Source organism: Gordonia sp. X0973 (assembly GCF_013348785.1).
Lineage (GTDB): Bacteria > Actinomycetota > Actinomycetes > Mycobacteriales > Mycobacteriaceae > Gordonia.
The window spans coordinates 1,523,243-1,535,208 of record NZ_CP054691.1; the positions used below are offsets into that span (position 1 = coordinate 1,523,243).

Below are 11,966 nucleotides of genomic sequence, written 5' to 3' on the forward strand. Positions count from 1 at the left end.
TTGACGACTCCTTCGACGGTGCGGGTGCGTAGGCAGACATCATAACCGCCGGGCAGGGGCGCCGGGTGGACGGGGGAGAGCCGGCGGGGCGGCGTCATGGGGAAGAATGGCGATGTGACCACACGCGTACTGCTTCTCGGGTCGACCGGATCGATCGGCACCCAGGCCCTGGAGGTCATCGCCGAACACCCGGACCGTTTCACCGTGGTCGGCCTCGGCGCGGGCGGCGGCAACCCTGCGACGTTGATCACACAGGCCCGCACATTCGGCATCGCGCCGTCGGCGGTCGCCGTGGCCGACGACCGGGTGGCCGAAGAGGTGTCCGACGCGTTGGGCGGACCGGTACACCACGGCCCCGATGCGATGGTCGCCCTGGTCGGCGCCGTGCCCGCGGACATCGTCCTCAACGCGGTCGTCGGCGCGCGGGGCCTCGCCCCGAGCCTCGCGGTGCTGGAGACCGGTGCCCGGCTGGCGTTGGCGAACAAGGAATCCCTCGTCGCCGGCGGGTCGCTCGTGATGGAGGCCGCCGCGCCCGGCCAGATCGTCCCGGTCGACTCGGAGCACTCCGCCATCGCCCAGTGCCTGCGCGGCGGCAGCGCCGGCGAGGTCGACCGACTCGTCCTCACCGCATCCGGCGGCCCGTTCCGCGGGTGGTCCGCCGAGCAGTTGCGCGACGTCACGCCCGAGCAGGCGGGCAAGCATCCGACCTGGTCAATGGGGCCGATGATCACCCTGAATTCGGCAACGCTGGTCAACAAGGCGCTCGAGGTGATCGAGGCCCACCTCCTCTTCGACGTCCCGTACGACCGCATCGACGTCACTGTGCACCCGCAGTCGATCGTGCACTCGATGGTCACCTTCGTCGACGGGGCGACGATCGCGAAGGCCTCGCCGCCGTCGATGAAGCTGCCGATCGCCCTGGCACTCGGCTGGCCCGATCGGGTCCCCGGTTCGTCGCACGCGTGCGACTTCTCGACCGCGTCGGCGTGGACCTTCGAACCCGTCGACGACGAGGTGTTCCCGGCCATCGCCGTGGCGCGCGAGGCCGGCCGGGCCGGGGGGAGCCTCACCGCCGTGTACAACGCCGCCAACGAGGTCGCCGCCCAGGCCTTTCTCGACGGCGGGCTGCGCTTCGACCGCATCGTGCCCACCATCGCCGAGGTCCTCTCCGCCGCCGACGAATGGCGGGCCCGGCCGGGTAGTGTGGACGACGTATTCGCCGCTGATCGGTGGGCGCGCGCCCGGGCGGCCGAGATGGTGAGAGCAACGGAGTTGAACCAGTGAGCTTTGCCCTCGGGGTCGTGGGATTCGCGATCGCATTGGTGCTGTCGGTGGCCTGGCACGAGTGCGGCCACATGTGGGCGGCACAGGCCACCGGGATGAAGGTCCGTCGATTCTTCGTCGGATTCGGCCCCAAGCTGTGGTCCACCACCCGCGGGGAGACCGAATACGGCTTCAAGGCGATCCCCGCCGGCGGCTTCTGCGACATCGCCGGGATGACGCCCTACGACGAGTTGACTCCCGACGAGGAGTCGCGCGCGATGTACAAGCAGAAGCCGTGGAAACGCGTGGTGGTGCTGCTCGCCGGCCCGCTGCAGAACTTCATCCTCGGCTTCGTGCTCATCGTCGTGCTCGCCGTCGGATGGGGGCTTCCGGACCTGCATCCGGCCCCGACGCCGGCCGTCGTCGCGTCGACCTTCTGCGTCGCTCCGCAACTCGACGAGAAGGGGGAGAACGCCGCACCGTGTGCCGGTGTCGGCCCCGCGGCCGAGGCCGGATTGCGCGCCGGGGACAAGATCGTCGCGGTCAACGGCACCCCGGTCACCAAGGCCGCCGAGGTCAGCCCGGTGCTGGCCAAGGCCACCGGTCCGGTCGCGATGGACGTCGAGCGCAACGGCCAGATCCTGCACCTGTCGGTCACCCCGACCCCGGTGACCATCAGCGGCCCGGGACCCAACGGGACCACGACCACCGAGCACCGCAAGATGGTCGGCCTGAAATACCCGCTGCCGCCCGCGCCGGTGAAGCACAACCTGCTCTCGGCCATCCCGGCGTCCGTGGCGTTCACCGGCGACATGTTCTCGGCGACCTGGGACGCACTGCTGTCGCTGCCGACCAAGATCGGCGCCCTGTGGACCGCGGTCACCGGCGGTGAGCGGTCGGTGGATACCCCGATCAGCGTCTACGGGGCCTCCGTCATCGGCGGCGAGGCCGTCGAGCACGGGGTGTGGGAGTTGTGGCTCGGCCTGCTCATCAGCATCAACTTCTTCCTCGGCCTGTTCAACCTGGTCCCGTTGTTGCCGCTCGACGGCGGACACATCGCCGTGGTGGCGTGGGAGAAGGTCCGCGACGCGCTGCGCCGCCTGCGGGGCAAGTCACCCGCCGGTCCGGTCGACTACATGAAGCTCATGCCCGTCACCTATGCCGTCGTGGCCGTGATGGGCGTGTTCATGGTGTTGACCGTGACCGCCGACATCATCAATCCGATCAAGCTGTTCTGAGGAACGCCATGACCAGCCCCAGTTCCCCCCTCGCCATCGGCCTCGGCATGCCGGCGGGTCCGCCGCCCACGCTCGCCCCGCGACGCAAGACGCGCCAGATCCACGTCGGAAAGGTCGGGGTCGGCAGCGACTTCCCGATCTCGGTGCAGTCGATGACGACCACCAAGACGCATGACGTGAACGCGACGCTGCAGCAGATCGCGCAGCTCACCGCCTCCGGATGCGACATGGTCCGGGTCGCCTGCCCGCGCCAGGAGGATGCCGACGCGCTGCCGGAGATCGCCCGTAAAGCCAACATCCCGGTGATCGCCGACATCCATTTCCAGCCGAAGTACATTTTCGCCGCGATCGACGCCGGATGCGCCGCGGTCCGCGTCAACCCGGGAAACATCAAGGAGTTCGACGGCCGGGTCAAGGAGGTCGCGCAGGCGGCGTCGGCGGCCGGTATCCCGATCCGCATCGGCGTCAACGCCGGTTCGCTCGACAAGCGCATGATGGAGAAATACGGCAAGGCGACGCCGGAAGCGCTCGTCGAGTCGGCGCTGTGGGAGGCGTCGCTGTTCGAGGAGCACGGCTTCGGCGACATCAAGATCTCGGTCAAGCACAACGACCCGGTGATCATGGTCGAGGCCTACCGCCAGCTCGCCGCCCAGTGCGACTACCCGCTGCACCTCGGCGTCACCGAGGCCGGCCCGGCGTTCCAGGGCACGATCAAGTCCGCCGTCGCGTTCGGCGCCCTGCTCTCGGAGGGGATCGGCGACACCATCCGCGTCTCGCTCTCGGCGCCCCCGGCCGAGGAGATCAAGGTCGGCGACGCCATCCTGCAGTCGCTGAACCTGCGCCCGCGCAAGCTGGAGATCGTCTCCTGCCCGTCGTGCGGTAGGGCCCAGGTCGACGTCTACAAGCTCGCCGAGGAGGTCACCGCCGGCCTCGACGGCATGGAGGTGCCGCTGCGCGTCGCCGTCATGGGCTGCGTCGTCAACGGACCGGGGGAGGCGCGCGAGGCCGACCTCGGTGTCGCCTCCGGCAACGGCAAGGGGCAGATCTTCGTCAAGGGCGAGGTGGTCAAGACCGTTCCCGAGTCGCAGATCGTCGAGACGTTAATCGAGGAAGCGCTGCGGATCGCCGAGGAATCGGGCGACACTGGACAGGGCGCACCCGTCGTCACCGTCAGCTGATGCGGTAGCGCGCGGAGCGCCTCCACCCGGAAGCCGCCAGTGCAAGGGAGTCCGGCCATGTTGACCAGGCAACGCCGATCGCTGCAGAGCAGCGACGCGCTCGCGGTGGCGCGGGCGTTGGCCGCCGACCCGGTGTCGTCATGCATGGTCGCCGCCCGGGTCGAGGCCTTCGGGATCGAACCGCGCTGGCTCGGCGGACAGCTGTGGTCAGCCGACGACCCGGAGTATTCGCTGTGCTACTCGGGTGCGAACCTCGTGCCGGTCGTCGGGGACGAGGCCGATCTCGACTACTTCGCCGAAACCGCGCTGGCGGGTCCGCGCGAATGCTCGTCGCTCGTCGGTCCGGCACATCTCGCCCTGGGCCTCTGGGAACGGCTGGAGCCGACGTGGGGTCCGGCGCGCGAAGTGCGCGCGGTCCAGCAGCTGATGGCCCTGCCGGGCGATCCGCAGATCGAGGCCGACCCGGAGGTCCGGCTGGTCACCCGCGCCGACCTCGACCTGTACTTCCCGGCCGCGGTCGAGATGTTCACCGCCGAGATCGGACTCGACCCCCGCGCACCTGATGGCGGCCGCCTCTATCGCAACCGCTTGGCCGGGCTCATCGACGCGGGCCGCGTCTTCGCCCGGTTCGACGGCGATCGAGTGGTGTTCAAGGCCGAGATCGGCGCGATGTCGCACGCGGTCGGTCAGATCCAAGGCGTGTGGGTGGATCCCCGATTCCGGTCGGTCGGAGTCGGCAAGGCCGGAACCGCGGCCGTCGCGTCGGCGATCCGCGCACACGGCCGGACCCCGAGCCTCTACGTGAACGACTTCAACACGACCGCCCGAGCCGCCTATGCGGCGGTCGGTTTCGAACAGGTCGGCACATTCGCGACCGTGCTCATCGACTGAGCCGACCCCGCGCGACTACGCCGAGGCCGCCACGGCATCGCGATAGGCCTGGGGCAGTTCGTCGTCGGCCAACTCGCGAATCTCCATCGGTCCGCCCGTGTACGAGTCCTCGCCGATGATGTACAGGTTCTCGTCGTAGGGCCAGAAGATGACGTTGCGCATCTGGAGCAGGTAGTTCTTCTCGGGATCGGCGAACGCCGCCGCCATCGGGTTCTCGGCGAGGAAGGCGCCCGGCTGGATCATCGTGAGCACGCCCTCGATCACAATGCAGTCGTCGTCGACGAGCATGCGCTGGCAGTCGAACTCAAGGATGTGCGCGTTGGACTCGACCAGGTGCGAGTAGTACCCGCGGACACCGTCGAGGCCCTTCGGCCCGACGTCGCCGGACAGCTCCCAGAAGTGGTAGTCGGTCGCCGGTCCCAGCGTGCCCATCAGACCCTCGAGGTTTCCCTGGTGTTCGTGGTGGGCGTGTTCGAGCATCCGCTCGAGCATGGTGCGGTGACGCTCGTTGGTCGTCGCCTCCAAGCGGGTGCGAATGAACTCGCAGAGTGATTCCTGATTGATGTTCACCACGGCGTGGCTCCTCTCATTGTCCGGCCGGGGCTGCGGCCGGGGGTTGTTGGGCCGCGTCGGTCGCGGCCGGAATTAGATGGGTGCGGTCGTGGGCGTCGAACTCCTCGGCGAGCGCGGCGATCCGCTGCGCGTCGAGGAGTTGATAGGCGCCGTCCTGCCATTCGTAGACCGGGTCGTCGGTGTGCCACGCGCGCCGGCGCAGCGCGCCCTTGTCGAGCTTGCGGGTGGCGGTGAGGGGAAAGCGCTCGGTGACGCGGATCAACTGGGGCCACCACTTGGTGCCGATGTCGGGCTGCGCGTCGAGGAAGCGGGCGAAGTCGTCGACGTCGAAGGCTTCGCCGCTCACCGGCTCGACGGCGACCATGACGCGGTCGCCCGTGCGGGGGTCGGGTACGGCGTAGGCGGTGGCGCCCCGGATGGCCGGATAGCGCGCGACGATGCGTTCCAGCGGGGCGGTGGAGAAGTTCTCCGAGTCGACCCGGATCCAGTCGTTGGTCCGCCCGGCGAACCAGTACACGCCGTCCTCGTCGACATAGGCGAGGTCGCCGGACCAGTAGTCCCCGCCGCGGATCTTCTCGGCGGTGGCCTCCGGATTGTTGTAGTAGCCCTCGAATCGCAGGGCGCCGCCGCGCGCGACGATCTCGCCGATCGCCTCGGTCGGATTGACCAGGACGCCGTGCTCGTCGAACCGGGCCGGCGGGCACGGCTGCTGTTCGTCGTTGAGGACCTCCATGCCCAGCATCGGATTCGGCTTGCCGAGTGCGCCGAGCGGCGTCGTCTCGTCGCGGACGATGACGCAGACCCCCTCCGAGGAGCCGTACGACTCGATGATGGGGGCGCCGTAGCGCCGCACGAACTCCTCGCGGTCGCGGGGGGAGGCCTCGGTGCCCCAGCCGAAGCGCAGGTTGTTGTCGGCCTCGTCGGGGGACTCGGGCTGGGCGAGGATGTAGGCCAGGGAGCGGCCGACGTAGTTGAAGAAGGTGGCGCCGAAGCGCTGGATGTCGGTGCGGAACGCCGACGCGGAGAAGCGCGAGCGGATCGCGTAGGTGCCGCCGGCGTACAGGATCGGCGCCCAGGCGCTCATCAGGGCGTTGCCGTGGAACAGGGGCATCGCGTTGTACGCGACGTCGTCGGCGGTGGCGTTGTGGATGTTGATGCTGCCGATGGCCGCGAGCCGCGCCGAGCTGCACTTGACCGCCTTGGGCGCACCGGTCGAACCGGAGGTGAACAGCAGCAACAAGGTGTGGTTCTGCGCGGTGGTGTCGGTCCAGTCCCGGGGCCGCGAATCCGAGCAGCGGCCGAGGAGGTGCTGGTAGGCGGTGTCGGCCACGTGCAGCGTGTCGACGTCGGCGGCGAAGTCCGCGGCCAACTCGCGGTAGGACTCGCCGACGATGACGGTCTGGCAGTCGGTGCGCAGGATGTCGTTGCGCAGCTCGGCTCCGCGCCGCGTCGGGTTGATGCCGACGATGGTCGCGCCGCACAGGGCGGCGCCGCCGATGAGGAACAGGTACTCCGGGTCGTTGTCCATGAGTACGCCGACGTGCCAGGGGCCTTCGGCACGGATCGCGCTCAGTGCGGCCGCACGGATCGCGCACTGTTCGACGAACTCCTGCCAGGTCCACGAGCCGTCCGCGTTGACGAGCGCGGTGCCGGGATCGGCGGCGCGCGCGTGCAACAGGTCGGCGGCGGTCAATTGCGCGGGCTGTGGCGCATCCGACATTGCTCCTCCAGGGTGAGCCAAGTTACATTATGTGGTGACACGGAACGTAATGGATCTACGGCGGTCTGTCAACGGGCGGTCTGGAAGAATGTGATCCGGCGGGGAGAATCTCGAGGCGGAGGGAGACAGGGTGACGACAGAAAGCCTCACGGCCACGGGTCGGCCGCGCGACAACCGGATCGACGAGGCCGTACTCGAGGCCGCACGGGCGCTGCTGGCCGAGGTCGGCTACGCGGACCTGACGCTGACGGCCGTGGCCGCACGGGCGCAGACCTCCGTTCCGGCACTTCGCCGCCGGTGGCCGAGCAAGGCCCACCTCGTCCACCAGGCCGTCTTCCCCGACGACCTCGCCGTGCCCCCGCGAGACCCGGACGCCGGACTCGCCGACGAGGTCGAGACGGTCGTCGGCAATTGCGTCGCGCTGTTCTCCGATCGGGCGATGAGCCGGGCGATCACCGGGCTGCTGAGCGACCTGGTGGCCGACGACGAACTCCAACGCGAATTGACCGCCCGATTGCGCGACGTCGTGTGGAGCGACCTCGAGGAGCGATTCACCCGCGCCGCGCTGCGCGACGGCGTGGCGATCGTGGTCGACCCGTCGATCATCGTCGAGACCGCCTTCGGCGCGGCCCTGATGACCGTGGTGCTGCGCGGCTCCGACGCCCTCGACGACCAGTGGCGGGCGACCATGTCGGCGACCTTGCTCGCCGGTCTGCGGGCGGTCGGGTCGACCTAATCCCGTCCCGGGGCCGATCACCGGGCGCCGCGGGACGGATACGTTCGACGCTTCCGCGTGGCGTCCCAAGAATCACATGCGTCACATTTAGTATCGGCATTGATGATCTCTTCGAAGGCAAAGACCCGGATGGTTGCGATCGCGGTCGCCGCCCTGGTGGGCGTGTCGCTCTCGGCATGCGGCTCGGCCGAGGACAGCCCGCGCAAAGCCGTCGACCGCTTCCTGGCGTCGCTCTCGGCCCACGACGCGAAGGGGGCGGGTGCCCAGACCACCGATCCCACCGCCGCGTCGAAGGCGATCGCCGACCTCTGGGACGGTTTGGAGGGCGCCTCCCTCGACGTCACGACGGGGAAGGTGCGCCTCTCCGTCGACAACGCGCTGGCCGACGTCACCTACAAGTGGCAGCTGCCGGGCAAGCGCGAATGGAGCTACACCGCCCAGGTCGCGGCCAGTCGCGGCGACGCCGGCTGGTCGGTCCGGTGGATGCCGACCGACCTGCACCCCGAGCTGGGGGCCGACCAGCGGCTGCGGTTCCGCGTCATCGAGGCGCCGCGGGCGGAGGTGAACGAGGCCGACGGTTCCCGCGTGATGGCCAACGGCACCGTCGTCGGCGTCAGCTTCGACCCCAAGGCGGCCCGCGCGGCCGGTGCCGAGCCGGCCCAGTCGGTGGCGGCGGCGGTCGCCGCGCTGCACCGCTTCGACCCCAAGCTCGACACCCAGAAGATCCTGGAGACCGCGACGGCCTCGGGTAACCCGTACTCGCTGATCCGGTTGAGTCATCAGGACTTCGACCAGCTTCGGGACCGTCTCGCCATCCCGGGGGTCGTGGCCACCGATCAGGCCGAACTGCTTCCGACCAACCCCGGATTCGCCCCCGCACTGCTCACCCAGGTCCGCAAGGTGGTCGGCGACGAGACCGTCGGCGCCCCGGGGTGGCGCGTCGACATCGTCAACCCCAACGGTCTGACCGCCGGCGTCCTCACCGATCATTCGCCGACGCCGGCGCCGGCCGTCACGCTGACCATGTCGCGCACCGTGCAGGCCGCAGCACAGCGCGCGGTCAACGCCACCGACCGCTTCAAGATCGCCATGGTGGTCATCCAGCCCTCGACGGGGAACATCCTCGCCGTCGCCCAGAACGGCCGGGCCGACGCCGACGGCCTGATCGCGACCAACGGCCTCTTCCCACCCGGCTCGACCTTCAAGATGGTGACCGCCGCCGCGGCGATCCGGAACAACATCGCGCACCCGACGTCGATCGTGCCGTGCCCCGGCGAGATCCAGATCGGGCCGCGCGTGATCCCGAACTACGACAAATTCGCCCTCGGCGACATCCCGCTGCTCGGCGCCTTCGCGCAGTCCTGCAACACGACCTTCGCCGAACTCGCCAGCCGCATGGGCCCGTCGGCCCTGGCCAACCAGGCCGCGGCGATGGGACTGGGGGCGACCTACGACATCCCCGGGCTGGCCAATGTCTCCGGATCGGTCCCGATCGCCCCGGAACTCGTGTCTCGCAGCGAGGACGGGTTCGGCCAGGGCAAGGTGCTGGTGTCCCCGTTCGGGCTGGCGCTGGTCGCGGCGACGGTCGCCCACGGCTCACCGCCGGTGCCCAAGTTCATCCTGGGCCGCGAGACCAAGGTGTCCGGACCCCGTCCCACCGTCGACCCCAAGATCTACGACGAACTCAAGCCGATGATGCGGGCGGTGGTCACCGAGGGCACCGGCACCGTGGTCAGCGGAAACGGGCCGATCTTCGCGAAGACCGGTGAGGCCGAGTTCGCCGGCGGCTCGCACGCCTGGTTCGCCGGCTACCGCGGCGACCTGGCATTCGCCACACTGATCGTCGGGGGTGGCGATTCGACGCATGCCGTCGGCGTCACCCGGGATTTCTTCAACTCGCTCCCGTCCGACTACGCGCTGGGGCCGCGACCCTGACTCGGGGGCGCGGCGCCGCCGCTACAGTGGACGCCATGCCAGTCCGTGCCCCTCTCGCCCCCGGCGTCGTCTCCCCGCGCCGCGCCGTGCCCGATCACATCGTCCGCCCCGAGTACGTTGGCCGGACGACGGCCAAGGAGGGCGCCGAGCCGTGGGTGCAGACCCCCGACATCATCGAACGGGTCCGGGTCGCCGGGAAGATCGCCGCCAACGCGCTGGCCGTGGCCGGTGCGGCGGTCGAGCCGGGGGTCACCACCGACGAGCTCGACGGGATCGTGCACGACTACCTCGTCGCCCATGACGCCTATCCGTCGACCCTCGGCTACAAGGGCTATCCGAAGTCGTGCTGCACGTCGGTCAACGAGGTCATCTGCCACGGGATCCCCGATTCGACGGTGGTCGCCGACGGCGACATCGTCAACATCGACGTCACCGCCTACATCGACGGCGCACACGGCGACACCAACGCGACCTTCCTCGCCGGCGACGTCGCGCCGGAGGCCGCCGATTTGGTGGAGCGCACCCGCATCGCCACCGAGCGGGCGATCAAGGCGGTCAAACCCGGTCGGGAACTGAACGTCGTCGGCCGGGTCATCGAAGCCTATGCCAGCCGATTCGGCTACAACGTGGTCCGCGACTTCACCGGCCACGGAATCGGGGAGACCTTCCACAACGGGCTCGTGGTGCTGCACTACGACCAGCCGAACGTCGAGACCGTGATCGAGCCGGGCATGGTGTTCACCATCGAGCCGATGATCAACCTCGGCGGGCTGCCGTACGAGATCTGGGATGACGGGTGGACCGTCGTGACCAAGGACCGCAAGTGGACGGCGCAGTTCGAGCACACCCTCGTCGTCACCGACGAGGGCGCGGAGATCCTGACCCTGCCCGACGACGACCCGTTCACCGCCTGATCCGATGCGCGGCGCGCTGCTGATCGGCGGCACCACGAGCGACGCGGGCAAGTCCATGGTCGTCGCCGGGCTGTGTCGACTGCTGGCCCGGGAGGGTGTCGCGGTGGCGCCGTTCAAGGCGCAGAACATGTCCAACAACTCCGTCGCCACGCTCGACGGCGGCGAGATCGGTCGGGCGCAGGCCGCCCAGGCCCGCGCCGCGGGCCTGGAACCCTCGGTCCGCTTCAACCCGGTACTGCTCAAGCCCGGCTCCGACCGCCAATCGCACGTCGTGGTGCGGGGCCGCGAGTCGGGAGTGGTGGGGGCGGCCGATTACGCCTCGTGGCGCGAACGGCTGCGCGGCGTGGTGCTCGACGATTTGGAATCGCTGCGCGCCGAGTTCGACGTGGTGCTCGTGGAGGGCGCCGGATCGATCGCCGAGGTCAACCTGCGCGGCTCCGACATCGCCAACCTGGGCCTGGCGTCGGCCGCCGGACTGCCCGTCGTCGTGGTCAGCGACATCGACCGCGGCGGCTCGCTCGCGCACCTGTTCGGCACGACGGCGATCCTCGACCCCGCCGACCAGCGGTTGGTCCGCGGCCACCTGGTCAACAAGTTCCGCGGCGATCCGGCCCTGCTGGCACCCGGACTCGCGCGGCTCGCCGAACTCACCGGCCGCCCGACCCTCGGCACGATCCCGTTCGAGCCGCGCCTCTGGCTCGACGCGGAGGACTCCCTGGCGTCGCCGGTCGGCGCGCGCCTCGGTCCGCCCGGGCCGGCACCCGCGGACGCGTTGAACGTCGCCGCGATCCGCCTGCCGCGCGTCTCCAACACCACCGACGTCGAGGCGCTGGCGGCCGAACCGGGGGTGCAGGTGCGGTGGGTGGCCGACCCCGCGAGCGTCGCCGACGCCGATTTCGTCGTCGTGCCCGGTACGCGGGCCACCGTCGACGATCTCGACTGGTTGCGCGAGCGGGGGATCGCCGATGTGCTGGTCCGCCGCGCGGCGGCCCGACAGCCGATACTGGCCGTGTGCGGTGGGTTCCAGCTGCTCGGCACGAGGATCGTCGACGAGGTGGAATCTGGCCGCGGCACCGTTGACGGGCTGGGCATCTTCGATCAGACCGTCGTGTTCGCGTCGGAGAAGACGGTGCGGCGCAGCGTGGGGTCGGCCTGGGGGCACCGCGCCGCCGGCTACGAGATCCACCACGGGACGGTCGCCGAGAGCACCGAGCATCCGTGGCTGAGCGCCGACGACGGAACCCCGGAGGGAGCCGAGCGGGAAACACTCTGGGGTACGCACTGGCATGGGCTGCTGGAGAACGACGGGCTGCGCCGCGACCTGCTCGGCCGGGTCGGGGCGGCCCGCGGCAAGCCGTTCACGGCGGGGACGGTCGCCTTCGAGGAGGTGCGCGCCCAGCAGCTCGACGTCATCGCCGATCTGCTCGCCGCACATGTCGATCGCGCGGCGTTGACCGCCATCGTCGAGGGCCGTGACGCGACGCCCCCGGTGATCACCCATTCGCTGGCTTGAGTTCA

At 69.9% G+C, this 11,966-nt stretch carries 10 protein-coding genes; 8 read left to right on the forward strand and 2 right to left on the reverse strand.

Features of this window, described 5'->3' with window-relative positions; translation table 11 throughout:
- The first annotated feature begins 96 nt into the window (after positions 1–96).
- The 4 genes from dxr to HUN08_RS07530 are packed head-to-tail and all read left to right on the forward strand — an operon-like array spanning position 97 to position 4,570.
- Positions 97–1,284 (forward strand): 1-deoxy-D-xylulose-5-phosphate reductoisomerase, encoded by a 1,188-nt coding sequence (gene dxr, locus HUN08_RS07515; protein WP_174900897.1) that lies wholly within the window; start codon positions 97–99, stop codon positions 1,282–1,284.
- Complete coding sequence (locus HUN08_RS07520; protein ID WP_124247389.1) at positions 1,281–2,501, forward strand: RIP metalloprotease; 1,221 nt, start codon at positions 1,281–1,283, stop codon at positions 2,499–2,501. Before dxr ends, HUN08_RS07520 begins: the two co-directional genes overlap by 4 nt.
- An 8-nt stretch (positions 2,502–2,509) precedes the next feature.
- Positions 2,510–3,679: a flavodoxin-dependent (E)-4-hydroxy-3-methylbut-2-enyl-diphosphate synthase gene (ispG, locus tag HUN08_RS07525; RefSeq protein ID WP_124247388.1), complete on the forward strand. Its 1,170-nt coding sequence runs from the start codon at positions 2,510–2,512 to the stop codon at positions 3,677–3,679.
- Between the two features lie 57 nt (positions 3,680–3,736).
- Positions 3,737–4,570: a GNAT family N-acetyltransferase gene (locus HUN08_RS07530; RefSeq protein WP_124247387.1), complete on the forward strand. Its 834-nt coding sequence runs from the start codon at positions 3,737–3,739 to the stop codon at positions 4,568–4,570.
- 15 nt (positions 4,571–4,585) lie between these two features.
- Here the strand turns inward: HUN08_RS07530 and HUN08_RS07535 are convergent, their stop codons facing one another.
- Positions 4,586–5,143 carry a hypothetical protein gene (locus tag HUN08_RS07535; protein ID WP_124247386.1) on the reverse strand — a complete coding sequence of 186 codons (558 nt, stop codon included), beginning with the start codon at positions 5,141–5,143 and terminating at the stop codon, positions 4,586–4,588.
- A 13-nt stretch (positions 5,144–5,156) separates the two neighbouring features.
- Complete coding sequence (locus HUN08_RS07540) at positions 5,157–6,863, reverse strand: AMP-binding protein (RefSeq protein ID WP_124247385.1); 1,707 nt, start codon at positions 6,861–6,863, stop codon at positions 5,157–5,159.
- Between the two features lie 130 nt (positions 6,864–6,993).
- Here HUN08_RS07540 and HUN08_RS07545 point away from each other — a divergent pair, with 130 nt between their 5' ends.
- The 4 genes from HUN08_RS07545 to HUN08_RS07560 all read left to right on the forward strand — a co-directional run bounded on the left by HUN08_RS07545 (position 6,994) and on the right by HUN08_RS07560 (position 11,961).
- Entirely contained in the window at positions 6,994–7,599 is a 606-nt protein-coding gene (locus tag HUN08_RS07545; RefSeq protein ID WP_124247384.1) for a TetR/AcrR family transcriptional regulator, read from the forward strand.
- Between the two features lie 102 nt (positions 7,600–7,701).
- Complete coding sequence (locus tag HUN08_RS07550; RefSeq protein WP_124247383.1) at positions 7,702–9,534, forward strand: penicillin-binding transpeptidase domain-containing protein; 1,833 nt, start codon at positions 7,702–7,704, stop codon at positions 9,532–9,534.
- A 35-nt stretch (positions 9,535–9,569) separates the two neighbouring features.
- Positions 9,570–10,448: a type I methionyl aminopeptidase gene (gene map / locus HUN08_RS07555; protein WP_124247382.1), complete on the forward strand. Its 879-nt coding sequence runs from the start codon at positions 9,570–9,572 to the stop codon at positions 10,446–10,448.
- 4 nt (positions 10,449–10,452) lie between these two features.
- The gene (locus HUN08_RS07560; protein WP_124247381.1) at positions 10,453–11,961 is read left to right on the forward strand and encodes a cobyric acid synthase; all 1,509 of its coding nucleotides are present in this window, start codon (positions 10,453–10,455) and stop codon (positions 11,959–11,961) included.
- Positions 11,962–11,966 lie beyond the last annotated feature (5 nt).